The sequence below is a fragment of the Leptothrix ochracea genome (genome assembly GCF_041083635.1).
Lineage (GTDB): Bacteria > Pseudomonadota > Gammaproteobacteria > Burkholderiales > Burkholderiaceae_C > Sphaerotilus > Sphaerotilus ochraceus.
This window is the reverse complement of sequence record NZ_JBFPHB010000007.1, coordinates 301,987-326,736: the sequence shown is the minus strand read 5'-3', so window position 1 is coordinate 326,736 and position 24,750 is coordinate 301,987. Positions and strand designations below refer to the sequence as shown.

Annotated in this window: 14 protein-coding genes; 9 read left to right on the top strand and 5 right to left on the bottom strand. The window is 63.0% G+C overall.

What is annotated here, in order from left to right; genetic code table 11:
• The first annotated feature begins 11 nt into the window (after positions 1-11).
• From csm2 to cas6, 7 genes are read left to right on the top strand one after another with little or no spacing between them, the layout of a single operon-like run.
• Entirely contained in the window at positions 12-503 is a 492-nt protein-coding gene (csm2, locus tag AB3X39_RS04385; protein ID WP_369416131.1) for a type III-A CRISPR-associated protein Csm2, read from the top strand.
• Between the two features lie 16 nt (positions 504-519).
• Entirely contained in the window at positions 520-1,251 is a 732-nt protein-coding gene (gene csm3, locus AB3X39_RS04380) for a type III-A CRISPR-associated RAMP protein Csm3 (RefSeq protein ID WP_369416130.1), read from the top strand.
• Positions 1,252-1,284: 33 nt separating this feature from the next.
• Complete coding sequence (csm4, locus tag AB3X39_RS04375; protein WP_369416129.1) at positions 1,285-2,232, top strand: type III-A CRISPR-associated RAMP protein Csm4; 948 nt, start codon at positions 1,285-1,287, stop codon at positions 2,230-2,232.
• Positions 2,233-2,255: 23 nt separating this feature from the next.
• Positions 2,256-3,866: an RAMP superfamily CRISPR-associated protein gene (locus tag AB3X39_RS04370; protein WP_369416128.1), complete on the top strand. Its 1,611-nt coding sequence runs from the start codon at positions 2,256-2,258 to the stop codon at positions 3,864-3,866.
• 33 nt (positions 3,867-3,899) lie between these two features.
• Complete coding sequence (locus tag AB3X39_RS04365) at positions 3,900-4,151, top strand: hypothetical protein (RefSeq protein WP_369416127.1); 252 nt, start codon at positions 3,900-3,902, stop codon at positions 4,149-4,151.
• 5 nt (positions 4,152-4,156) lie between these two features.
• A complete protein-coding gene (locus AB3X39_RS04360) occupies positions 4,157-4,369 on the top strand; it encodes a hypothetical protein (protein ID WP_369416126.1) in 213 nt (70 codons plus the stop codon).
• Positions 4,366-5,274 carry a CRISPR system precrRNA processing endoribonuclease RAMP protein Cas6 gene (cas6, locus tag AB3X39_RS04355; RefSeq protein ID WP_369416125.1) on the top strand — a complete coding sequence of 303 codons (909 nt, stop codon included), beginning with the start codon at positions 4,366-4,368 and terminating at the stop codon, positions 5,272-5,274. Before AB3X39_RS04360 ends, cas6 begins: the two co-directional genes overlap by 4 nt.
• Positions 5,275-5,290: 16 nt before the next feature.
• On the opposite strand, the gene AB3X39_RS04350 is transcribed toward cas6, so the two are convergent.
• Together AB3X39_RS04350 and AB3X39_RS04345 are read right to left on the bottom strand one after the other, a co-directional pair.
• Positions 5,291-11,956, bottom strand: coding sequence for a YDG domain-containing protein (locus tag AB3X39_RS04350; RefSeq protein ID WP_369416124.1), 6,666 nt, complete (start codon positions 11,954-11,956; stop codon positions 5,291-5,293).
• Positions 11,957-11,969: 13 nt separating this feature from the next.
• A complete protein-coding gene (locus AB3X39_RS04345) occupies positions 11,970-13,664 on the bottom strand; it encodes a ShlB/FhaC/HecB family hemolysin secretion/activation protein (RefSeq protein WP_369416123.1) in 1,695 nt (564 codons plus the stop codon).
• A 272-nt stretch (positions 13,665-13,936) separates the two neighbouring features.
• Between AB3X39_RS04345 and AB3X39_RS04340 the strand changes: the two genes are divergently transcribed.
• Entirely contained in the window at positions 13,937-14,356 is a 420-nt protein-coding gene (locus AB3X39_RS04340; protein WP_369416122.1) for a hypothetical protein, read from the top strand.
• A gap of 30 nt (positions 14,357-14,386) precedes the next feature.
• A complete protein-coding gene (locus tag AB3X39_RS04335; RefSeq protein ID WP_369416121.1) occupies positions 14,387-15,163 on the top strand; it encodes a 2OG-Fe dioxygenase family protein in 777 nt (258 codons plus the stop codon).
• 44 nt (positions 15,164-15,207) lie between these two features.
• On the opposite strand, the gene recD is transcribed toward AB3X39_RS04335, so the two are convergent.
• Genes recD through recC form a run of 3 tightly spaced genes read right to left on the bottom strand, consistent with a single transcriptional unit; the run spans position 15,208 to position 24,604 of the window.
• On the bottom strand, positions 15,208-17,247 hold the full coding sequence (gene recD, locus AB3X39_RS04330; RefSeq protein WP_369416120.1) for an exodeoxyribonuclease V subunit alpha: 2,040 nt from the start codon (positions 17,245-17,247) through the stop codon (positions 15,208-15,210).
• Positions 17,244-20,984, bottom strand: a complete 3,741-nt coding sequence (gene recB / locus AB3X39_RS04325) for an exodeoxyribonuclease V subunit beta (protein ID WP_369416119.1) — start codon at positions 20,982-20,984, stop codon at positions 17,244-17,246. The genes recD and recB overlap by 4 nt, the downstream gene beginning before the upstream one ends.
• A complete protein-coding gene (gene recC / locus AB3X39_RS04320; protein ID WP_369416118.1) occupies positions 20,981-24,604 on the bottom strand; it encodes an exodeoxyribonuclease V subunit gamma in 3,624 nt (1,207 codons plus the stop codon). Before recC ends, recB begins: the two co-directional genes overlap by 4 nt.
• Between the last annotated feature and the right edge of the window lie 146 nt (positions 24,605-24,750).

Genomic DNA, 24,750 nt, shown 5'->3' with positions numbered 1-24,750 from the left:
GAGGCACAGCAGTGGCAACGAATCCGTATTCCAACCAGCAGCGCGGGCCGGGTGGCTACCAGGGTGGCCAGCGGCAAGGCGGTTTCGCCTCGCGCAGTGACGACCGCGACGATGTCGCGACGATCAACCTCCAAAGCATCGTCCTCGGTGCCAAGCCGGCTGCCGATTTGTTCTCTACCCAAGCCGAGCGCGCGGCCGAAGAGGTATCGCGTGCCTCGAAGGAGATGAACAAGTCGAGCCAGCTTCGACGCTTCTACGACGAACTCGTGATGTGGCAAGAAAAGGTTGGCACCGACGATGCCAAGTTCACCGACTGCGAACCCTACATCCGCATGCTCAAGGCCAAAGCGGCTTACGCCAAGGGCCGCAAGCATGTCGATGCCAACTTTAGGGCGCTGTTCGACCACCTGATCGACCAGAGCACCGGCGCCGCAACACTGCGTCAGGCCAAGCTGTTCTTCGAAGCATTCATGGCTTATTACAAGATTCACCGCGCTCAGTAAGCAGGGAGACCACACCATGCAACTCATCAACATCCATCAACTCACCGCCACGCTTGAACTGAAGTCGGGCCTACGCATCGGTGCCAGCGAAGGTGAGATCCGCATTGGCGGCGTGGATAACCAAGTCATCCGCAACCCGCACAGCAATCAGCCCTACATCCCCGGCTCGTCGCTCAAAGGCAAGGTGCGTAGCCTGCTGGAGTGGCGCAGCGGTGCTGTGAAGTCTGAACCGCTGGGCATCCGCGACATGCAGGCGCGGTTCCCGCAGGTGCGTTTGATCCTGCAACTGTTCGGTATTGGTGGCGGTGATCAGCTCAGCGAAGCGGAAGCACTCGATCTGGGTCCAACCCGTCTGGCGTTTTGGGATGCCGATTTGCAGCGAGCTTGGGTGAACGAGTTTGGCAAGGATAAAAACCTGCCGCTCATTGAAGTCAAGTCCGAAAACTGGATTGACCGAATCAAAGGGGTGGCAGGATCACCGCGCCAGACCGAGCGGGTGCCATCGGGGGCGCTGTTCGACTTTCGGCTGTCGATCAAGCAACTCGATATCGACGGTGATGGCGCTGAGCTGCGCCGCACGCTGCTGGCCGGGTTGCGTCTGCTGGAGCTAGATAGCTTGGGCGGCTCAGGCTCACGCGGCTACGGCAAGGTCAAGTTCACCGCGCTGCGCTGGGGTGATGAGGATATTCAGGCCGAGTTCGATGCGCTCGATCCATTTGCCGACGTAGCTGTGGCACGGCGGGCCTAAGCCTCAGGTTCGTCAAGGGGAAGGAGAACAAGGATGAAGACCTACAAGATCACATTACGACCGGAGTCAGCCTTCGGGACCCCGCTGGCAGGCGACACGCTGTTCGGCCACCTGTGCTGGGCACTGCGCTGGCGTTTGGGCGAGGCTGGGCTGACGACTTTGCTGGAGGGCTACACCAGCGGCCTGCCGTTCGCGGTGCTGTCAGATGCGCTGCCGGCCGGCTTGCTGCCTCGCCCCAGTCTGCCGATGGCACGGCTGCGGCACCTCGTCGATCCGAAAGATCGCAAAGCCCATAAGCGCCTCGCTTGGCTACCTGTCGCCCACGCCGCGCTGCCGCTGGCCGAGTGGCAGCAACACGCCACCGAGCTGGACAAGGCGCAGTCCACGCAAACCGAAATCCGCACGCAAAACACCATCCACCGCCTGACCGGCACCACCGGCACAGGGCCTTTTGCGCCGCGCCAAGTCGAGCGCACCGCGCATGCACCCGACAGTCTGCTGACGATCTATGCGGTGCTCAACACAGCACGTCTGGCCGCCGACACCTTGGCGCAAGCGCTGACCGACATCGGCACCAGCGGCTACGGGCGTGACGCTTCGACAGGCTTGGGCAAGTTCACGCTGGTCGGAATCCCGGAGCTGCACGCATGGCCGCAGCCCGCGCAAGCGCGCCATGCACTGACGCTGGCACCGTGCGCGCCGTCCCCCGCGCTGCTCGATGCTGATGACTGCTTCTACCAACCCCTCACCCGCTTCGGCCGCCACGGCAGCCTGCACGCGCTGGGCGGCCAGCCGTTCAAACGGCCGCTGATGATGATGCGAACCGGCGCAGTGCTGGCACTTCGTGAAGCAACTGGCAACACGCCCAAGTTCCATGGCCGTGGTCTGGGCGGTATCACCGAACCCATTTCCACCGCCGAACCCGCCACCGTGCATCAGGGCTACGCCCCACTGCTGCCGCTGACCCTGCCTGCTGCGTGATGGATAGCGAGGGAGAAGAAACTATGAACCGATTCAGCACCACCCAGCCGCTGCGCCTGACACCGCTCACCCCCATCCATATCGGCTGCGGCATCGACTTCGAGCCCACCAACTACGTCATCGACGACGGCGTGCTGTACCACTTCGACCCGGCACAGGTGGCGCTGACAGCACCTGATCGCAAGGCGCTGATAGATGCCGTGAATGATCGCAGTGATGCCGTCAGCAAGGTGCAGCTCTACTTTCACCACGCCCGGCAACGCTACGCCGCACAGGCCAAACAAGTCGTGGCCGTAGCAGCAGGCGTGGCCGAGCAATACGACAAGCGCATCGGTCAGATCGCGCAAAACGAAGGGGCCGGACGCAAGGTCATCAATCAGCTGGAGATTGAGCGCACTGCACACCATCCGCACAGCGGCATCCCGTACCTACCGGGCTCTAGCCTGAAAGGTGCTATGCGCACAGCTTGGCTGGATCAGGTCAATCAGGGACGCCCGCGCTCACCGGATGACCGCAACGCCAACGATATGGAAAAGCGGTTGCTGGGTGGCGGCTTCCATACCGATCCGTTCCGACTGGTCGATGTCTCCGACGCCAGCGGACCTGACGTGATCAGCAAGATTTACTTCAGTACCAACCACAAGAAGCGCCAAGTTTTCAAAGATGGGGCCGAACTGCAAGGCAAGGGTCCAGCTACACGCCGAGAAAGCCTAGTCGGCGGTCAATACGCCGCCCTCGGTAGCGAGTTGCGCTTGGACCTGCTACCCGGCCATGGGCGTAGCGACAAGGTCCCCAGCCAGCGCTTCAACTTGGCCGAATTGGCCAAAGCCTGCAACCGCTACTACATCGGCCGACTACACCGTTTACTGGCCTTGATGGAGCAGCGCGGCTTTGCACATCCCGATTGGCTGACTGGGATGCGTCGTTTGATGATGGCTATTGAACCAGCCCTAGAACGAGGCGATGCTTTCTTGCTGCGTGTCGGCCGCCACAGCGGGGCTGAGAGCGTGACGCTTGATGGCGTGCGCGAGATCCGCATCATGCAAGGCAAGGGGATGCAGCCACGCTTCGACAATGAATCGACCACCCTCTGGCTGGCCGCAGAGCGCGAAAACATCACCCGTGGAGCGTTGTTGCCCTTCGGCTGGTTGCTGGTCGAACGGGCTGATGCGCCAGAAATTCCTGAGGTACGTGCGTGGTGTGAGCGCGAGCCCAAACCGGATATAGCGGCAGTGCATGCACGGCTGGCTGAGGCCCGCGCCCACGCAGAACACGAGGCACAGCAGATTGCTGAAGCGCTGGCCATTCGTCAGGCCGCTGAGGCCGAAGCTGCCCGTGTTGCTGCCGAAGTGGCGGCCAACAGGGCCGCACTAACGCCTCATTTGCGAGATGTCGCAGAGCTGGCAGAAGCTTTACGCAACCGCGTCACGGCACTGCGCGGCGGCAAAGACAAACCCAACACGGATCTGCACAGCAAAGCGCGAAACTTGGCCAAACGAGCCTTGCTTGAAAGCTGGCCCCAAGTCGAGCGCATCGCTTTGGCCGACATGTTGGAAGTGGATCTCCCCAACGCCGTGCAAGTGGACTGGAAAGACGAACGCAAGAAGCTGCAATACACGCAGCTCAAGGCTTGAAACGACCCGTGCAGAACACTGAAAGGACATCCCATGCGTGCTTACCAAACCCAGCAAATCATTTCTGAATCCCATGTGCTGACAGTGCAACTGCCAGACGACGCACCTTTAGGACTGGCTCAGGTGATCGTGCTTTATCCCGAGCCTGCACGACAAGAGACAACACCGCAGCAGACTCAAGATTTGTCGCGTTTCATGGAGATGCTGGCTGCGTTGCCCCCCTCAGGCCGCAGCGATCTGGACATCGAGCAGCAGATCCGTGCCGAGCGCGACGCTTGGGAGTAACTGTCATGCGCGTTTTCTCGGATTTAACTCGGCTTGAATGTCGAACGTATCCACTCAAGGTTGGTGATACCGCTCGCCTTGCAGCGTTTGATCAGCTGTTCCAGACCCGTGGGTATGAAGTTCGGCACCTAGACCGCGAAGTCTTCGATAGCGCCACTCGTCTGCGCGCCGAACATGGGCTCAAAACACCCGACGCCTTCACGGTGACGCCGTTATGACCCTGCTTTCGGTCAACAACACCCTCCCCCTCACCCGCTACCGCATCACGGCCGTGATGCATGACGAGTTGCGCTTGCCGGATTACGCCGGGTCGCTGCTGCGTGGGGTGTTTGGGGCGGCGCTGCGTAAGGCGGCGTGCATGACGGGGATGCCAGCCTGCCCGGCATGCCCGCTGTGGCGCACGTGTCCGTACCCGGCCCTGTTCGAGACCCCGCCGCAGCCTACACAGTTGCGCCAGCAATTCAGCCAAGTGCCCAACCCCTATGTGATTGAGCCTCCACCACTGGGCACCCGCAGCATCGGAGCGGGTGAAGCGTTGGTGTTTCACATGGTGCTGATCGGGGCGCAGACGCAGCACCAGTTGCCGCTGGTGCAATACGCTTGGCAGCGCGCTTTGAAGCAGGGCTTGGGCAAGGAACGCATCCCCGGCGAACTGGTCGCGATGGAAGCCACGGAACCCTTTGCGTCGGTGGGGAACGTGGATGACGTGGATCAGCCGGAACAGCTGACATTGCAGATCCAGACCCCGTTGCGCCTTCAGCACAACGGCCATGCGCTGGGGCCGGATGAACTGAGCCCGCGCGTGTTGCTCAGCCAGCTGTTGCGGCGCACCAGCTTGATGCTAGAGCTGCATATGGGTATCCATCCAGCACCCTTCGACGCCCCGGCGCTGCTGAGCTTGAGTGAGTCGCTCCAAGACGACCGCAGCCAATTGCACTGGAAAGACTGGACGCGCTACTCCACCCGTCAGCGACAAGAAATGACCTTGGGCGGCGTGCTCGGTGCTTGGACCTTGCACGGCCCGCTAGCGCCGTTCCTGCCGTGGTTGCATCTGGGCCAGTGGCTGCACTTGGGCAAGAACGCCACGATGGGCATGGGCGGGTATCGCCTCATGCCGGCCTAGCACGCCTCTCGTCCCCTCACTTCACCTTCTTCACCCCACCCCCCGGCTGTGAGACGTAGATATCGACGCGGCGGTTTTTAGCGCGACCGGGGGCGGTGCGGTTGTCGGCCACGGGTTCATTCTTGCCTCGGCCGGAGGAGCGAATGTGGTCAGCCGCCACCTTGCGAGCGATCAAGTAGGTGCGCACAGCGGCGGCACGGTCTTCTGACAAGCGCTGGTTGAGCGCCACGCTGCCCACGCTGTCGGTGTGGCCGATGACTTCCACCTGCTGATCGGGGCCGATGGTGTCAGCCAGTTGGTCAAGGATCTTGGCCATCGCCGGGGTGATGTTGGCCTTGCCGGAGCCAAAGGACATATCCCCCGGGATGCTGACCCTGATCCGCTGAAGCTCATTGAAGCCCACGCTTCTGACCGTCACACCCGTGCCTTCAGCGATGGTTTCCAGCTCTTTCTTCTGCGCCACCAACGCAGGCATCAGCGGCAAATCGTTGCTCACGATCTCCACCGGACCAGCATCACCCAGCACCGTGGGTTGAAGATCCTTTTGGGCATAAAGCATCGGGACTTCCAGCGTCCCCTCAAGCACCGACAACTCCAAATGGCCCGAAGACGCCTCAGCCAAGTCTTGGGTGTCGAAACCGGGGGTATCGGCATCGCGGGGCGTCGTCTTGAGCGGCGCACCCATTCTCTGGAGCGGATCGCCCGGCGGCAACGCACCGATGATGTCTGCGCGCTCTTGGGCGCTCGGATTGCTCAGCACATAGTTGCCGACATCCACCCCACCACTCAGGCTGCTTTGCACGTTCACCACCTTGTTGACACCCACGTTTGGGTCGGCAAAAGCGGCCGTCTGCGCAAGCGTCACGCCGTCCCCGCTGAAGAGCCCACTCAACTGCGCAGGCGTGCTGATGATGGCGGCAGTGGTGGCGTCAAAAAGCTTGGAAGCCACGACGGTGCCTGCTGCCGTCAACGTTGCTGGGGTGATCGCCGCCTGCAAGGTGATCGGGGCCACGTCATAGTTGCCCGCATCCGCTCCGGTCAAGGTGGTGGCCACTGTCACCGTCTTGGCGGCACCGACATTCTTGGTGTCGTAGCTCGCCGTTTGACTGGCCACCACAACTTGATCGGCGGCCAAGGCACCTGTAAAGCCGCCTTGCGTGGTGATCTGCGCGGCAGTCGTGGCGTCATAGACCTTGGTCGGCGCCACAGCCGTACCGGTCACATTGCCGCCCGGTTGACCGGATTGGCCCGGAACAATCGTGAGCCTAGTGATGTCCGCCTGCGCCGTGATCGGAGCGATCACGTAGTTGCCGGCGTCCAGACCTTGCAACACCGTCGTCACCGTCACCGGCTTGGCCGTGCCAACGTTCTTGGTGTCATAAGCAGCGCTTTGGCTCAGGAGCGTGACTTGATCGGTACCCAGCGGTGTGCCCAAGGTGCCTGCGGCCGTGATCGCTGCGACGGTGGTCGCATCGTAGATCTTGGTCGGGGCCACCGTGGTGCCGGTCAGCGCCAAAGTGGCTGGGGTGATCGCAGCGTTGAAGGTCAACGGGGCCACGTCATAGTTGCCGGCATCCGCCCCGGTCAAGGTGGTGGCCACCGTCACCGTCTTGGTGCTGCTCACGTTCTTATCGGCATAACTTGCCGTCTGACTCGCCACCACGACTTGATCGGCGGCCAAGGCACCTGTAAAGCTGCCTTGCGTGGTGATCCCCGCAGCGGTGGTGGCGTCATAGACCTTGGTCGGCGCCACGGCGGTGCCAGTCACGTTCAAACCACCACCCGCAGCACTTGGCGTCACGACCAGCTTGGTGATGTCGGCTTGCGCCGTGATCGGAGCGATCACGTAGTTGCCGGCGTCCAGACCTTGCAACACCGTCGTCACCGTCACCGGCTTGGCGGTGCCCACGTTCTTGGTGTCATAGGCTGCGCTTTGGCTCAGGAGCGCGACTTGATCGGTACCCAGCGGTATGCCCAAGGTGCCCGCGGCCGTGATCGCTGCGGCGGTGGTCGCGTCGTAGATCTTGGTCGGGGCCACCGTGGTGCCGGTCAGCGCCAAAGTGGCGGGAGTGATCGCAGCATTGAAGGTCAATGGTGCGACGTCGTAGTTGCCCGCATCCAAACCCGTCAAGGTGGTGGCCACCGTCACGGTCTTGGCGGTACCAACGTTCTTGTCGGCATAACTTGCTGTTTGGCTTGCCACCGCAACTTGATCAGCGGCCAAGGCACCCGTAAAGCTGCCTTGCGTGGTGATCTGCGCTGCGGTCGTGGCGTCATAGACCTTGGTTGGTGCGATGGCGGTGCCAGTCACGTGCAAACCACCACCCGCAGCACCTGGCGTCACGACCAGCTTGGTGATGTCGGCTTGCGCCGTGATCGGAGCGATCACGTAGTTGCCGGCATCCAGCCCTTGCAACACCGTCGTCACCGTCACCGGCTTGGCGGTGCCAACGTTCTTGGTGTCATAGGCTGCGCTTTGGCTCAGCACCGAGACTTGATCGGTGCCCAGCGGTGTCAACGTCCCCGTATTTAGGATCGCCGCTGCGGTGGTTGCATCGTAGACCTTGGTCGGCGCCACGGTGGTGCCGGTCAGCGTCAGGGCAGCTTGCTGGATGGTGCCGACACCTACGGCCGTGGTGGATGGGCTGAACTGATAGCCGTAAACTTGGGTGGCACCGTTGCTGGCCTGAACGCTCAGGCCGCTGGCGGTGACATCCAGACTTGAACCGGCTTGCTTGCTGGCCACACCGGCCACGGTGTAGTCAAACGCCGCAGCGCTCAACACCACCGCGTCACCATCCACCGTACCCGTGGCCCCCAAGCTCAACCCCGCTTGCGGTGCGCTGGTGGTGGTGTCATAGGTCCGCACCACCGGGCCGGTGCTGCTGAGCGTGGGGCTCAGGGTCGGGGCCAAGGCATAGAACATACCGTTGCCGCTGCCCAAAGCGGTGGAACGCGGCTGCGTGGCTGAACCCGACGTGGCGTTGTATTGCTTGAAGTCCGGCACCAACCCGCCGCGCACGTCAGCAACTGGGTTGGCTGACCAGACTTGCCACTTGCCGTTGGGCGTGCTGAGCGCGTTGGTACCGGCGTTGTTGATGAACTGCTGGCCAGCCACCATCACCAAAGCGGTCGGGCTGGTCTCGGTCGAGGTCAGCGGTGCGTTCAAGGTCAGGGTGTTGGCCGCGTTCAACTCCAGCGAACCCGCGACCGTGACCGGCGCGTTGACGGTGATGGTGTTGGTCGCAGCCAAGGTCACATAGACCCCGGCAGGTGTCATGGCCGCCACTTGCTCGGGCGTGAAATACGGCGTCGCCACCGAGTTCTTGACCAGCCAAACAGCACCGGCGTTCGTGACTGCACCTCGACCCATGAGGGGGCTATCGATCACATAAGCACCATTGCTCAGCGCCGTGATGCCCCCTGAACCCAGCTGATCATTGGAGGCCGAGCCAACCAGCGAGTTGGTCGTCCCCACCACGCCCCTTTGAACCGCACCGCCGTTGACGCGGGTCACAGCGCCCACCGCAGCCAAAGCAGCGTTGCTCCATTGCGGGCTGTTGATGACGTAATCGCCGTTGGGGTGATTCAAGGCCGTCACACCGCCCGAACCCACCTGATCGCCCACCTGGGAGCCGACCATTGAATTGGCCGCTGTCACTGTGCCGCCAAGGGCCGCCGTTGCCCCGCTGACCCATGTCACCGCACCCAGCCCTTGATTGGCACCCCAATTGCTACCCCACGCGGGGCTGCTGACCACATAGTTACCGTTGGCCAGCGCGGTCACGCCGCCCAAACCGATCTGGTCCCCCACGCCCACGCCCATCAGGGACTCGGCCGGGAGGAGCACCCCCGCTTTGCCGCTCGCCCCGGAAGCCCACGTCACCGCGCCTTCAGCGTTGGCCCCAAAGGTGGGGCTGTTGACCACATAGTTGCCATCGCTCAGCGCGGTCACACCCCCTGAGGCCACTTGGTCGAACATGGCCGCGCCAATCAACGAATTGCTGGCACTGACCCCCTGCCCGGCCCCGGTTTGACCCGCAGCGATCCATGTGGCGGCACCGGCGGAGACGTTGCCAGAGACCGGATCACTCCAATTCGGGCTGGCCACCACGAACCCACCTTGGGCCAAGGCCGTCACACCTCTTGAGCCCACTTGATCGCCGGCCAAGCCTCCGGTCAGCGAATTGCTGGCGTTCACGGTTTGACCTGCACCGCCTTGAGCAGGGCCCGTGATTTGGGCATGGACCCACGTCACAGCGCCCACGCCTTGGGCCGTCACCCCGGCACTCAACCAATCTGGGCTGCTGACCACATAGTTGCCGTCAGCCAGCATCACCACCCCGCCAGAACCCACCGCGTCACCCAGCGCGGCCCCCGTCAGAGAGTTGGCGGCCGTCACCACTCCTACCGCATTGGCGGCCCCAGCACGGACCAAGGTCACGGCACCTTGTTTGCTGCTCCAAGAAGGGCTGACGATGACGTAGTCACCGTTCTTGAGCGCTGTCGCTCCGCCAGAGCCCACGGCATCGCCGATGGCTTGGCCGACGATCGAATTGGCGGCTGAAACCGTACCAACCCTGCCCGTCAACCCATCGGCCCATGTCACCGCACCAAGGCCGCTCCCAAACTGCGGGCTCAGAACCGCATAATTGCCGTCAGACAGGGGCACGCTTCCGAGTGAGCCCACCCAATCCCCCGACGCAGAACCCAGCAGCGAATTACCGGCACTGACCGGACCCGAAACCCCCGTCAAACCACTGCCCCACGTCACAGCGCCCGTATTCAAAAACCAACTACCGCTGCTGACAACGTAGTTGTTATTGCCGATCAGACCCGTGATTTTCTTGCCCACGATATCGCCCGTATGGGTACCGTAAAGCGTTGAAATCAAAGCCCCGTTTTGGCCGTTATAAAGATAGACTGCCCCCGCACTGGCAAGACCGCCATAAGTGGTGTTCGGTGAGGCCACAACCATGTTGCCGTTGCCGAGCTCAACGGCACCGCCCCCACCGTGCATATCGTTGATGACCGAGGCTCCATTCGGCATCAAATCGATGTAATTCGTCGCAGCACCGGCCACATCAATCACGATATCGGTCGGATCGAGCAATACATGCCCACCTAAACCCGGATTGGCCAGACCTGCGTCATGAAGAATCCCCTTGGCTGAGATTTCGATGAATCCACCGCTCACGGCACTTCCCGTCACGCTGGTGCCCTCATAACGGGTATCGCCATCGGACCAAACAATCACCTGCCCCTTGGCCCCTTGAGCACTGAGATGGGTGCTGACGTTCACCACGGTGCTGGTTGCATTTTGGAGCCCAGGCATCACGGCGCCATGGGCGTCACCCCCCACCCGCACTCGCCCGCCCACATCACTCAGGCCATCGGCGTTGAGGGTCGCGCCGGCCAACACCAAGGTTTGAGCGCTGGCGTCGATCTGCCCACCCTGTGCCCCTTGCGCTTGGTTCAGCCCCGAAAGATAGGCGCCCTTGCCGCCATCAAGCACGATTTGGCCGCCTTGGCTCAGGCCATCGGCATGGATCTGGGCTTGCTGGGTCTGCAACAAGCCATCCACCGCATGCATGGCAACGCTGCCACCCATGCCCAAATTGCCTTGGGCTTGAATGTGGCCGTCTTGCAGCACATTGATGCCGCTGATCACCACCTTGCCGCCTTGCCCGCCCGAGACATCCAGCGTTCCGGCTTGGTAGACCGCATCGCCGCCCAGTTCAATCACGCCGCCCACACTCTGCAAACCACGCGCTTGGATCAAGCCGGTGTTGTTGACCGCTGAACTGGCCAAGGTATCGGCCGCTTGGGCACTCATCTGCACTCGCCCGCCGTCGGCTTGGATCAGACCCGCGTTATCGACCAAGGCCTGCATGGCCCCGGCGTTCACCACCACGTTGAGCAAGCCGTCGCCCGCAAAGTCGAGCGTGACATCGCTGCCCGCCGCCAAGGCGACACGGCCTAACTGCGCCGTGATGGTGCCGGTGTTGCTGAGCTGTCCGCCCAGCAGCCCCACGTAGCCGCCCGCGTCGGTGCTGATGTGGCCTTCGTTGCGCACCACGCCCGCCTTGCCGGCGAAGTGCAAAGTGCCCGCCATGAAATCAGCGTCGCTCGTGTCCAAGGTCGAAGCCAACAGGCCGTGCACGTTGACTTGCGCACCCGGGGCAAACAGCACACCGTTGGCGTTGACCAAGAACACTTGGCCGTTGGCCCGAATCTGACCAAAAATCTGGCTGGGTTCGCTCCCCACCACCCGGTTCAGGGCCACCGCGCTCGGGCTGGGCTGGACAAAGTCCACGCTGGCTGCCGAGCCGATGTTGAAGCTGTTCCAGTTGATGACCGCGCGCTGGCTGGCTTGATTCACCGTGAGATTCGCAGCTCCAGCCACCGGACTGAGCGTCGGGCTGAGCGTGGTGGTCCACGTAGCTTGCCCTGCCACCACCTGCCCGCCACTGGGTAAAGCCGTGGCGGTGACCGTGGCACCCACGGCTCCGGCGGCCCAGCTGACGGAAGGACTCAAACCGCCCAGGCCAAGCACACAGGCAACGGCCAGCACGGCTTGGGCCGCACGGCTGCTGCCTTTGCCGCGACCCCGGGCGATCTCAGGGGCGGGGATAAAGCGTTGGGTGGCGTCGTTCCAGACCAGGCGGTAGCTGCGATTCATGATGAGATCTCCCTTAGAAATTTTTTGTGATCAGCGCCCAGAGACGAGGGCTGCGGTCAAGGTTCGGGCTGGGCATACCGCTGAGACGCCATGCCACAGCGGTTTGGAACACGAGGCTGTAAGGCAACTGCATGTCCAGACCCAAGCCAGCCCCGGAGAAATCCCGCGGCTGAAGGGTTTCGGTGGCCAAAGGGGTGTGGGTAGAAAACCCCCGCGCGGCATCGACAAACACTTTGGCTTGGAGGTTATCGTCCCAAACACGGCGCAATTCGATGTTGGCCATCAGCGCGTGATCCGAAGAACCTTCCCCAGCGGCATAAGCGCGCACACTCTGAGGGCCCCCAAGACTCATCTTTTCTGAGGAGTCCAGATTCTTGCCGGCAGCTTGCCCGCTGAGCTTGAACCCCAGCGTGGTGTTGGCCAAGGTGGGCGTTAAGGGATGGTTGTAGTCCCCTTGAAACCCTAACTTGGCGTAGTTGCCGTTGGTTCGGTAACCCGAGGCGTCTTGCGCGGCATTGGCCCCGTCTAAAACCAAACGACCCAACGTCAACGTGAGCGAGCCTTGGCTGCTGGCGCCCCAAGCCGTGGGATGGTTACCGGACAAACCCAGCGAGAGCACTTGCACTTGCTTGAGGGTATGAGCCCCGTTGGTCAAGTCATCGAAGTGCTTGATATCAAGGGCCCCTTGAGCTTGCACATTGCTGCTGCGACTGCGCACAAGCGGCTGCAAGGCGTAGAGCGTCAGATCGCTGGCTTGGCCGGAAGCATTCAGGCTGGCAAATTCCTGACCCAGTGCGTAGCCCATCAACGAGCCCGCCACACCGAGCTGCAAACCACGTCCGCCCACCGGGGTTTGCCACGCCAGCCGCCCGTAGCGGAACCCCGCACCAGCATAGGTTGCCGTCGCATCCAAGCTGTCACCAAACCGGAACGGGCTGGCAACGTTGATGCGTGCGCTGGCACGCAACTCGCCGGTGTAGCGGCTACCGTAGTTATCGAGCGTGGCGCTGGCGTTGATGGCCCGCTCACTTTGGACCTTGACATCCAGATTGCTGGTCCCCACCGTTTCACCGGGACGCAACACCGATTGCACTTTGACGCCGGGCAAATCACTCAGCACCAACAAATCACGCTCCAGCGGTGCACTTTGCAAAGCTTGGCCGGGTCGCAGATCTGCCAGAAAAGGGGCCACCTGCGTCGGGTTGACCGCTAATGCTCGGGGGTTATCCGCAGCACCTTGGGTCTCGATACCCAATTGCCCCAATTGCCCTTCGAGCACTGCAATCTGAATCGAACCATCGGCAATTTTCTGCGCAGGCAAATAAGCCTTGGCCAACAGATAACCATGCGCGCGGTAATGCGCGGTGAGGCGATCAGCCAAAGCTTGAAGCTGATTGAAATCCAGCTCAATACCTTGGGCATCTTCAAGGATGGTAAGTAATGTGGTCTCAGAAAAAGCGCTTGCTCCGCTGATATGCAGGGCCTTGACTTTGACTTTCAGACCGTTTTGCAACGGCACCGCTTCGGGCTCTTTGGGCGCCTTGGGCATGGCTTGGGCTTCACCCTGAGAACTTGGTTTAACAGCGGTTGAAGGAACCACCTGACGTGATACGTCGCCCCCATCTGGTGTAACAGCGCGCACCCCCACCGGCACCGTAGCAAAGGCTAAAACCAAAGGCAGTGAGTAAGTACGTGACTGAAGCGACATGGGTTTCTTCTCATGGATGTGAATAAATGCTACAGAACTGTTGCGCCCGCGCATCTTATGGATACCGATAAGCATAGCCTATGAACTAATTCACACAATGCAGCGTCACCGATCACGCGTTACATTCAAAAACAAAATTTTATTTTTCTTAAGTTATTGCTCATATCAACATACATGGCAAATATTTCTCACAAAACCGAACAACTTGCCGAAGAACATGTTTAGCGTATCTACGCTACGATTAGAATTCTTTGGGCCTCATTCATTCTTCTTTGACTTTGTTCAGCACAAAAATGACCTGCCAAAAAGTACTCCCGATCACGACCGCCGATTTCCAAGCCAAAGCCGTCAGCAATACCACGCGTTCCGTGGTTGTTTTGGTTTACTCGGGGAAAGCACCCACTTTCGGGGGCGTTGATTATTGCCAGCACATGGACGATGTTGAAACTGAGCTCGAAAAACCCGAGCACAGTGCTGACAAGCTGAGTTTTGATCTTTATGCCGCCAATATCGACGTTGACGGCATGGGCTGGCAGAATAAATTCAATATCACCAGTGCCCCGCTCGTGCGCATCTACAAGAAAACAGCCAATCCCAAGGTGGCCAAGGCTCCCCACGACATTTATGGGGTTTCAACGGCGAACGTGTCCGATGTGTTGACCACCCTCAAAACCGTCTTGGCCAACATTTGATCGGCCTGCTGGGCGGGCACAATCCCGCCCATGCCTCATCTTCTCCCCCAGCCGCTGTTGCTGGATCAACCTGATCGCAGCCAAGCTGTGGCGCGGCTCAACCGCCACGGCTACGCGCTCCTGTCCACCGCCGCACTCACGGGCCTGACCGGCACCGACCGCGAGGCGCTCAACGCGCTGCACGCTGCGTGGAACACGCTGCCGCCCGATCCGCATCTCAAAGACGGCGGCCGTTACCGCTATCGCCGCCACGGCAGCTATATCCAAACCGCGCATGACTTGACGCACGTCCCGCACCGCGCGCACTGGCAGCCCACCACCTACAACGCCTTGCACGGCGGCATGCTGCGCTGGTTTGAGCCGCTTGAAACGGCCTTGAGCGCTTCGCCCGACTTTTTGGCCCTGATCGGTCTTTTGGGCGAGGTTTTTGCAGCCGCCAAGGGTGAAGACCTCGACCACAGCCCGTGGTTCATCGAAGTTCACCCTTTCCGCATCGACACCACCGACGGCGTGGGCCGTCCCACCCCCGAAGGCGCGCACCGCGACGGCGTGGACTACGTCGCCGTGCTGCTGGCCGGTCGCCAAGGCATCCGAGGCGGTGAATCGCGCGTCTTCGACGCCGAAGGCCCCTTGGGCGTGCGCTTCACCCTCACCGAGCCGTGGAGCGCCCTGCTCATCGACGACCAGCGCGTCATCCACGAAAGCACCCCCATCCAGCCCGAGGCGCTGAACACATCCACCAGCCACCGCGACACCCTCGTCATCACCTACCGCCAGCACGGCTTCCAAGATCCGCCGAGGGTTTGATACCGCGCCAGATCAGCGTGAGCACCCAGTGACGATCCAAGGGCTCAAGGGTGACCCTGGGTGGCGGCCAGCACGGCCCCCAACCCGCTGGTACGGCGGGTGCGGCGTTGAAGGGCTTGGGTGAAGACTTCGGGGTTGGGCGCGATGAGGGTGAAGGCGCGGCGGGCGCGGGTCAGGCCGGTGTAGACCAGCTCGCGGGTCAGCACTGCGCTGCCGTGATCGGGCAAGACCAAGGCGGTGTGGCTGAATTCAGAGCCTTGGGATTTATGCACTGTCATCGCCCACGCGGTTTCCACGGCCGCCAGACGGCTGGCGGCGACCGAGCGCAATTGCTCGCCGTCCAGAAACCAAACCCGCAGCAACGCGTCCACATCGGTGCCAGAGCCACGGGGATTGCGCAGGGCGATGCCGACATCGCCGTTGAAAACCCCCAAGGCCGGATCGTTGCGCGTCACCATCACCGGGCGACCTTCGTACCAACCGCCACCCAAACTCCCTGGGCGAATCAGCCCAGCGTGGGCCAAGGCTTGCTCGATCACCTTGTTCAGCCCGGTCACGCCCCAGGTGCCTTCGCGCAACGCGCTCAGCACCCGAAAACTTTCAAAGCTGCGCAGCAACTGGCGAATCCATGCCTGGCGATCTTCAACGCCTTCAGTCCCATCAACGCCGTCATATGCTGGCCCAGCTTTGAGCAAGCTGAGAAAGCTGCGATAGCCGCCCGGCGCCCCAGCGCGTCCATGCAGCGCCAGCTCCCCCAGCGCATGGGCGTGCTGCGGTTGTTGCAGCGCCAGCGGCGCACCCGGCTCACGGGACTCCGTTGGACCAGCGGCGTGCAGCAGCGCCCAAGCCGCCATGGCGTCGCCGGTGTTGACCGCTTGGGCCAAGGCGGCAATGGCCCCGCCAAAACGCTGACTGGTGCGCAGCATCACCACCTGCTGCGCCAAGTCAGACACGGTATCGGTCGGGCCTGCGCGCACTTGCGGCGGCAAGATCTGGCCAGTCGCAGCTTGCACCCATGCACAGGTCTCCGGCGCATAGGGCCGATCCGGCACGTGATCGCACAAATCGCCCAACACCGAGCCAGCCTCGACCGAAGCGAGCTGATCCTTGTCGCCCAGCAGGATCAAGCGCGCCGTGAGCGGCAAAGCTTCCAACACCCGCGCCATCAGCTCCAGATGCACCATCGACGCCTCGTCGATGATCAAGACATCGACATCAAGCGGCTGACTGGCGTCATGCACAAAGCGACGACTGTCTGGCTGCACGCCCAACAAGCTGTGCAAGGTCTGCGCCGGCCGCAAATGCTCGGTCAGGTGGTGCACAGCAGGTCCGGAGAGTCCGGATAACTTGACCAGCGCCGATTCAATCGACTGATGCAAGCGTGCCGCCGCTTTACCGGTGGGCGCTGCCAAGGCCACGCGCAGGGGTTGCTCGGCCAAGCTTTGCAGCAGCACCAGCAAACGCGCAGCGGTGTAGGTCTTGCCGGTTCCCGGCCCGCCAGTCAGCAGGGTCAGGCCCCGGCGCAGCGCCAGCCCGCAGGCCACCTGTTGCCAATCCACGGCATCGGTCGGATCAAAGAGCGTTTGCAGCACAGCCTGCGCCTGATGGGCGTGGTGATGGGCGTTGTCATGGGCGTTGGCCTGCACTTGGGGGAGCGTCCGAACCCGTTGCAGCAGCGATTTGGCGATGGACTGTTCATCCATCCAGTAGCGCCGTAAATAGAGCCTCGGGCCATCGAGCACCAAGGGCGTGGAGCCGGCCTCGGCATGACCCACACAGGGGCTGCTCATCTCCCCCAAAGCGCCATCCAGCACGTCATTCAGTTCACGCACGGCTTCGACCGGCCAAGCCAAGTCGCTCCCCAGCTCTTTCCCCAGCAGCCCATCAAGGCGCAAACAGGTGTGCCCGGCCGACTCAAGTTGCGCCAGCAAGGCGGTGGCCAGCAGCAGCAAAGGCTTGGCTTCGGGATCAAGGCTGTGGATGAAGCGCGCCAAGGCCAAGTCCAGCGCCCGCAACCAGCCCGCATCGCGCCAGCGCTGCAAGGTACGCAACATCGTCGCAGCGTCGTTCATGGCAACGTTCATACCGGCTCCTTGGCCCACAGGCCGTCCAGATCCGCCAGCCAAGCTGCTGTGGCGGGCAGCAACACGGTGCCAGCGCACGGCCCTTGGATGCCGCGCACAAACAGCACCATCGCCCCGCCCAGATGGCGCTCCGGCGCATACGCTGCACCCAGCCTTTGGCGCAAAAGCCGGTGCAGGGCCATCAGGTAGAGCGCGGCCTGCACGTCGTAGCGATGCTGCAAAACGGCGTGGACCAACGCACGCTCGGTATACGCACCATCGCGCTCGCCCAAGTGATTGCTCTTGTAGTCCAGCACCCAATAGCGCCCGGCGTGTTCGATCACCAGATCGGCAAAACCCATCATCAAACCGTTCTGCACCCCTTGGGTCAGCGCCGGCCGATCCAGCCCCGGCCAGCCGTGACGCCGACACACACCGTCCAGCTGCTGCAACGAGGCCGTGGGCGCAGGCATCCAGAACTCCATCTCGGCCAAAACCCGGTCGGCGGCGCTCAGCGGTGCGCTGAGACCCGGCAAGGGCGTCTCGACGATGGTTTGCAGCCACGGCACCAAGGTCTCGGCCGACCAGCCCCCGCCTTGCGGGCTTTGCGGATTTTGAAGATCACAGCGGCGCTGCAAGGACTCAGCAAAGCTTGATGTGTGGACGCTGGCCAACCCGGCCTGCGCCAAGCCTTGCAAGCAGGCGTGAATGAAGCGACCCGCTTCGGAGCCTCTGGGGAAGCGATGCCAGGGCTGCTCTTGCATCAACCCTTCGACAGGCTCAGGGCGAACGGACACAAAACCAGCACCATCGGTGTCAAACGCCATGTCCTCGGGATCGTGATGGTCCAGATCACGCACCCAAGCTGAAAAGCTGCCGATGGCCCAGTCGCGCTCAAAGCGGGCTTGGTAGGCTGGGGCGTCGAGCACCAAAGGCGGCAGGCTGCGGGCTTGCCAGAGCGTGCAAGGCAACGCACCGCCCGCCTCCGTAGCAAGGCTGAGATGGAAAAGCTCAGGTGACGCCGGTGCCTCCGGTGACCAAACCTGCCACAGCAAAGCAGGCAGATCGGGCGCTTTGATCTGCCAAGCGTCATCGGCATCGATCTCTGCCCCAGCCAGCAACCAACCCAAGGCACTGCGCGTCACCGTCGTGGCCCCCACGCCTTGCGGGTCGGCCTTGGCGGTGGTGGCCGAGGGCGGCACCAGCCCCAACCACAGCGCATGGCGCGCGCGGGTCAGGGCCACATAGAGCAAGCGGATGTCTTCGCGCAAGGCTTCTTGGTCCAGACGCTCGTCGTCTGGGTCCTCCGAGTCCGTTTCATCACTGCCCTTACCATCGCCTTTATCACCGCCCCCCCGGCGCACGCTGGCCGCAAACGGCACAAAGACCAGCGGGTACTCCAAGCCCTTTGACTTGTGCACCGTCACCACCTGGACCAGATCGGCTTCGCTTTCCAGCCGCACGATTTGCTCGTCACGCCCGCCTTCCGGCTCGGCGATCTGATCGCTGAACCAGCGCAGCAAGGCGGGCCCACCGTCGAGCTTTTGGCTGGCAGCTTGGAGCAATTCGGCCAGATGCAGCACGTTGGTCAGACGGCGTTCCCCCGCGCTTTGCGCCAGCCACTGGGCCGGCAGACCCCGGCCGTGCAAGGTTTGACGCACCAGCGCCAGCACCCCTTGGCGTTGCCACACGCCGTGCAACTGGCGCAGCAAAGCCAGCGAAGCATCCCACGCCGCGTCGTCTTGCACTTGGCGTGCCAGCTCGGCCAAGGGCAAGCCAAAAGTGCCGCCCGCCAACGCCGCCCGCGCCAAACGTTGATCCAAAGGCGAGGCCACAGCCCGCAGCCAGAGCAACAAGTCAGCCGCTTCCGGGCTGGCAAACACGCTGTTTTGGTCCGAGAGGTACACCGAAGCCACCCCACGACGCTGCAAGGCTTGGCGCACCGCGTCGGCCTCACGCCGACTGCGCACCAGCACCGCGATATCGCGCGGTGCCAAGCGCACCCAAGGGCGGCCCACCCCCATGAACCCCGCATCCGGGTCGGCGAGCCGGGCCACGATGGCTTCGGCACAGTGCGCTGCGCCTCGGCGCAAGGCTTCAGCCGCTTTCCAGGCACGCGTTTCCGCATGGATGCTCAAGGCTGGCGCGGGTAAACGCTCGGGTCCCGTCACCCAACGCTCGGCACGGCCTTTGGCTTGCACCGCTTCAAAGGGCAGGCCGGGCCGGCCTTGGCGATCCACCAAAGCAAAGGCCCCGCCGGGATTGCGCGTTTCGGCGCGCTCGAACAACTGGTTCACCGCCTGCACCAAAGCCGTGGCTGAGCGGTGGTTCACACCCAAGGCGTGATGACGCGGCGCGGTGGCTTGGCGGGCCTGCAAATAGCTGTAGATATCGGCACCGCGAAACCCGTAGATCGACTGTTTGGGGTCACCGATCAACAGCAAAGCCACCTTGGGATCGTTGCTGGCTGGGCGGTACAGACCCTCAAAAAGCTGCATCTGGCGCTTGGAGGTGTCTTGGAACTCGTCAATCAGCGCGGCCGGAAATTGCGTGACGATGCGCTGGCGCAAGCGTTCGCCTTGGGGGCCGAGCAAAGCGTGATTCAGGCGCTCCAGCAAATCAGCAAAACCAAAGCAGCCCTGCTGGCGCTTGAGTGCCGCGATGCGCTCCGCCACGCCCTTGGCGGCATGCAGCGCCAGCTGCGCGTGCAGATCCGGCTCACGCGCCAAGGTGGTCAAGAGCGCGTCGTACTCGGCAAAGACGGGCGGCAGATCGACGCTTTGGCCTTTTTTGAGTGCGTCCAACAAGTTTTGCGGCCGCAAACGATCTTCTCGCCCCCTCTGACGCGCGCCCTCCGGGCTGAAATCCGGTCGATCCACGGCCTCATCAAGCGCCCAGCGCTCCAGGGCCGTCAGCACCGCCGACACGGTGTCCATCCGCAGCTTGACGCCGTTGAACGGGTTGGTTTTGGCCTGCAGCCGCTCAAAGAGCCAAACGCGCATGCTTTGCGTGCGCTCCACCCAACCGGCTTTCAAAACGTTCAAGCGCTCGGTTTGCTGACCAAGGAGGTCACGGAGCTCGAACGGTTGCACGGGTGTTTCTTGGGTTTCTTGGGGTTTGCGCGCCCAACGGGCCAGCCAAGCACGCACGTCAGCTGCGCAGGCGGGCAGGCCCGGCCAAACAGCCAACACCCGGGCCACGTCCACCGGGCGCAAGGGATAGATCTCGCGCCGCCAGTAATCGCGCAACGCTTGATCGAGCCAGACGTTCTCGTCGCTCTCCAAGATCTCGTCAAAAAGCTGACCGCTGTCAAAGGCGTGCTCGCGCAGCATGCGTTGGCACCAAGCATCGATGGTGTGGATGGCGGCGTCATCCATCGACTCAGCCGCCATCGCCAGCCGAAAAGCCGCTTGCTCACGCGCCCGGCCTGCGGGGTACGCAGCGCGTAGATCGGCCAAGAATGGCTCCGGGGCCATCGCCTGCACGTCATGCACGTCATCCGCCCTGAACCAACGGGCCGCCTCGACCAACTTGGCGCGGATGCGATCCGACAGCTCGCGGGTGGCGGCGCGGGTGAAGGTCATGACCAAGATGTCACCCGGGAGCAAGGCTCGAAGCGACGACTCAACCTCACCGTGGTGGCCCAGCACCAAGCGCAGATAAAGCGCTGCGATGGTCCAGGTCTTGCCCGTTCCGGCGCTGGCCTCGATCAACCGGCTACCGCCGAGCGGCAAGCGCAACACATCCAAGGTGGTCATGAAAGAAGCTCCTGGTCGGGGTCCTGCGCATGGGCATGGGCATGCACCACCACCGAGCCCTCGATCCAGGCCAGCAGCGGTGCCAGCAAACGCTGCGCCCACGCTTGGCGGCGCAGGCCCAGCAGCACATCGTCAAGCTCGGGATAGCAGCGCAGCCAGTAAGCGTCGCGCTCCTCGTCGTAGACCGCACGCAACTTATCGACATCCAAGGCTTCAGGGTCGGCTTGACGCAAGGCGGCCACGGCGGTGCGCAGCGGCAGCGGCAAGGGTTCGGTTTGGCTGACCGTCCACGCTTCGACCAAAGCGTGCAAGGCCTCCTGCGCTTGCTCGGCCCCGAGCGGCGCGGCGTCCAGCCAGACATCCCGCCCCACCAACACGCTGCGCAGCGCCAGACCTTGGGCGGCAGCAGCGAGCATGCGCACCCACACGCCGATCAACACCTCGACACGCGGCGAGCCCAAGGGCGCGGCCTTGGTGGGTTTGCCAGCCAAGCGCTTGGGCAAGCGCTCCAGCATCACCCGCTCATCGGGTTGATAGAGCGGTTGATCGGGCGGTTGATAGGGTGGTTGGTGGGGATCAAGGTGCAAACCATCCAACCAGTCTTCAAGCACCTGGACACCCACTTGGCCCCCTCGTTCGCCCTCAAAGACCGCGTGCAACAACTGCTTCGGTGCCGCCACCGACCAGCGCTGGCAAAGCTGACGCCACGTCAAGAGCATCGGCGTGGCGTCCTCGATCAATTGGCAGCGTAGATGCTCGCCCAGGCCCGCCAACGGCAACACGCCACTGCGCACCAAGGCGGAGGCGCTGTCATGCATCGCTTGGCGAAGACGGCGCTCATCCTCCTCGACCGGCCAAGCCACCAGCGACGCCAGCGGCTCGGTGGCCCAGAGCAAGCGCATGCGCTTGGCCCCGTCACGGCCATCGACTGGGAAGGGTTCTTGGTCCAAATCGTCCTCGTCCTCCCAGCCCAGATCGACCCCGAGCCGATGGCGAAAATACGACCGAGCCGGGTGGCTCAGGAAGCGACTGAGCATCGATAGCTCCAGCACCGCGTTGGCGCCAGCGGGCAGCGTCACTAAGGACTGCGCTGGAGGTTGCGGTAGAGGTTGCGGCGCAGCGTCGTCTTCATGGGCGCTGCGCCACTCGCGGGCGTAGGTTTCAAAGGGTGGCCCAACATGCGCTTCGAAATAACGCCGACTGAAGGGCTGCATCGGGTGCTCGTGCGTCAGGCGCTCGACCCGTTCGGGCGACCAGCCGGCGGCGAGGTAATCGCGCAACTGCGCCACCAAAACCGAAGGCGGCTGCGCGCTTTGATCACGGGGGCTGCGCCCCACCCAGCTCAGGTAAAGGGTGCGCCGGGCCGCCAACAGCGCTTCGAGCATCAAGGTGCGGTCGTCGTCGCGCCGCGCCCGGTCGCCGGCGCGGCGCTGCCCGGCCAAGGCCATCAGATCGAAATCACTCGCTGGAGCGCGTCGCGGGTAATCGCCCTCGTTCATGCCCAACAAACAGACCATCTCAAAAGGGATGGCCCGCATCGGCATCAAGGTGCAAAAAGTCACCCCTCCGCCGATAAAGCGCTGGCCCAAGTCGGGTGGATGCAGCCCACCCAGCCACGCGGAGCGCAGCACCGCCACCGAGATGAGCTCGGTGAAACCCGCTTCCTCGCAGGCTTGCAGCCAGCGCTCCAGACTTTCATCAAGGGCCACCACCAGCAAGCGTTCAGCTTCTTCTTGGGGGGCAAAGAAGGCGCGCACCAAGGCGCGGGCGCGCTCGGCCCAAACGCTGGGTGCGGCGGCTTGGGCGGCCAAAGTGCTCCAGTCGATCAAGGCTTGGATCAGCTCGGCCAAGGCGCCTGCCAAGGCGGCGTCCAGCCCCGCCACGTCGGCATAAGGCTCGATCCCGGCAAAGGCCGGACTCGCCCCACTGGCATAACCCAGCAACATGCGCTGCAAGCCAAAAAGCCACGTGTTGATGGCCCCACACGCGTCCAGCCCCAGTTGCTCGCGCTGCGGGGCCGACAAGCCCCAGCGCACCCCCGCCTGACGCAACCAGCGCCCAAGCAAAGGCCGCTCCTCAGCAGGGATGCCAAAACGCGCCGCCAAGGGGGCCACGTCGAGCAAATCTTCAATCTCGCTCACGCTGTGACGTTGCGGCTGACGCAGCAACCACGTCAGCGCCAGCAACATCGGCGGCTCACCGTGCGCGCCCAAGTCAGCGATTTCAAACGGGATGAAGCGTGGATCAGGGCGCGGGGCCGAGCGGTACTGGCCAAACACCGCCCGGATCACCGGCACATAAGGCGCAATGTCCGGCACCATCACCACCACATCACGCGGCCGCAGGCCTGTGGGATCCCCCTCCCCCGCCTTGAACAAGCGCAGCAAGGCGTCGTGCAACACCTCGACTTCGCGCTGCGGGCTGTGGCAGATGTGGAAAACGATCGAGTCATCATCGACCTCGACATCGATATCTGTCTCAACCATCGCCATCCGCTCAGCGTGTTCGGCCAACGGCAGCAAGTCTCGAAGGGCGGCTTGCACCTGACCGAGCAAGCGTGTGGGCAGATCAGCGTCGAACAAATCAACCCGGGGCAACACGCCGTGGCGCTCTTCGAAAGCGTCGAGCAAGCGGATGAAATCGCGCCCTTGGCGGCCCCACGCCGCCAACAGCGGATGCGACTGAGCATGCGCGGCTTCCAGCGACAGAGCCGCCGGATCAAAACCGGGGCGCTGGCGCTGCTGACGCCGCACATGGGCCAGCAATTCGCGCCCTTCGATGATGTCGGCCCAGTGGTATTGGCAAGGATTGGGCAGCGCCAGCACCACCTGCACCGAACCGGCCAAGGCCGCCAAGGCCTCGATCACCTGCAAGGGCAAGTGCGAAACGCCAAACAAGACCACGCGCCGGGGAAGCTGCGGTAGATGCGAAAGAGGCTGGAGCTGCGAACGCTGCAAAAAACGCGCATGCACCTCGGGCCGCAAAGCTTGGCGACCGTTGGGGCCTTCGGGATCAAGCTCCGCCACCAGGCGCCGCCACAGCAGCACTTGCCAGCGCTGATCGGGCGGACAAGGCAAGCCGCCGTCCAACACGACCTCACCCCCAGCCTCATCGTTCCCCGCCAACCATGCTCGGAGCCAATCGGGCCGATAGATCTGGTACTGGTCGTAGAGATCTGCCAGCCGCTCGGCCAGCTGGAAACGGCGCAAACCCGGGTCCGTCGTGAGGGGGGTCTCGTCGTCCACCCGCAAAAAAGCGCGCAGGGCGTCAAAGGCGGGTTCTTCCAGCATCTCGGTACCCAGGCAGCGCATCAAGCGCCACGTCATCGGCCCTTTATCGAGCGGCGAGCGCGTCGGCACCGCGCCCAGCACCGCCCGGTAGCTGCGCCACAGAAAGCGCGCCGGCAACTCGACCCGCGTGGCCGCGCACACCCCCGTGTGTTCCGCCAAGCCGCGCTTGAGCCACTCGGCCATGCCGTTGCTTTGCACCAGAAAAACTTCTTCTTCCAGCGGCGCCAAGGGATGCGCAGCCAGCCAAGCCAGCACCGCATCGCGCAGCCACTCCAGCCGGTTGCCATGCAAGGCGATCCAGCCAGACTGGATAGAGGGGATCGTCGTCATGCGGCGGCATCGTACCCGCCATCCACCACCGACCCATGGCGCATCGATGCCACAGGTCTCAGGCGCACCCGCCTCAACAAGCGTGAACAAGCACACGCTTGGGTGCTTGTCGCTACCCAGAGGCAACCATGGACCCACACACCCCT

Bases quoted from the DNA above. Each gene is read 5' to 3' on its own strand.
- AB3X39_RS04360 (WP_369416126.1), top strand. From the start codon at position 4,157: ATGCGCGTTTTCTCGGATTTAACTCGGCTTGAATGTCGAACGTATCCA.
- csm4 (WP_369416129.1), top strand. From the start codon at position 1,285: ATGAAGACCTACAAGATCACATTACGACCGGAGTCAGCCTTCGGGACC.
- cas6 (WP_369416125.1), top strand. From the start codon at position 4,366: ATGACCCTGCTTTCGGTCAACAACACCCTCCCCCTCACCCGCTACCGC.
- csm3 (WP_369416130.1), top strand. From the start codon at position 520: ATGCAACTCATCAACATCCATCAACTCACCGCCACGCTTGAACTGAAG.
- recD (WP_369416120.1), bottom strand. From the start codon at position 17,247: ATGAACGTTGCCATGAACGACGCTGCGACGATGTTGCGTACCTTGCAG.
- AB3X39_RS04335 (WP_369416121.1), top strand. From the start codon at position 14,387: ATGCCTCATCTTCTCCCCCAGCCGCTGTTGCTGGATCAACCTGATCGC.
- AB3X39_RS04350 (WP_369416124.1), bottom strand. From the start codon at position 11,956: ATGAATCGCAGCTACCGCCTGGTCTGGAACGACGCCACCCAACGCTTT.
- recC (WP_369416118.1), bottom strand. From the start codon at position 24,604: ATGACGACGATCCCCTCTATCCAGTCTGGCTGGATCGCCTTGCATGGC.
- AB3X39_RS04345 (WP_369416123.1), bottom strand. From the start codon at position 13,664: ATGTCGCTTCAGTCACGTACTTACTCACTGCCTTTGGTTTTAGCCTTT.
- AB3X39_RS04370 (WP_369416128.1), top strand. From the start codon at position 2,256: ATGAACCGATTCAGCACCACCCAGCCGCTGCGCCTGACACCGCTCACC.
- AB3X39_RS04365 (WP_369416127.1), top strand. From the start codon at position 3,900: ATGCGTGCTTACCAAACCCAGCAAATCATTTCTGAATCCCATGTGCTG.
- recB (WP_369416119.1), bottom strand. From the start codon at position 20,984: ATGACCACCTTGGATGTGTTGCGCTTGCCGCTCGGCGGTAGCCGGTTG.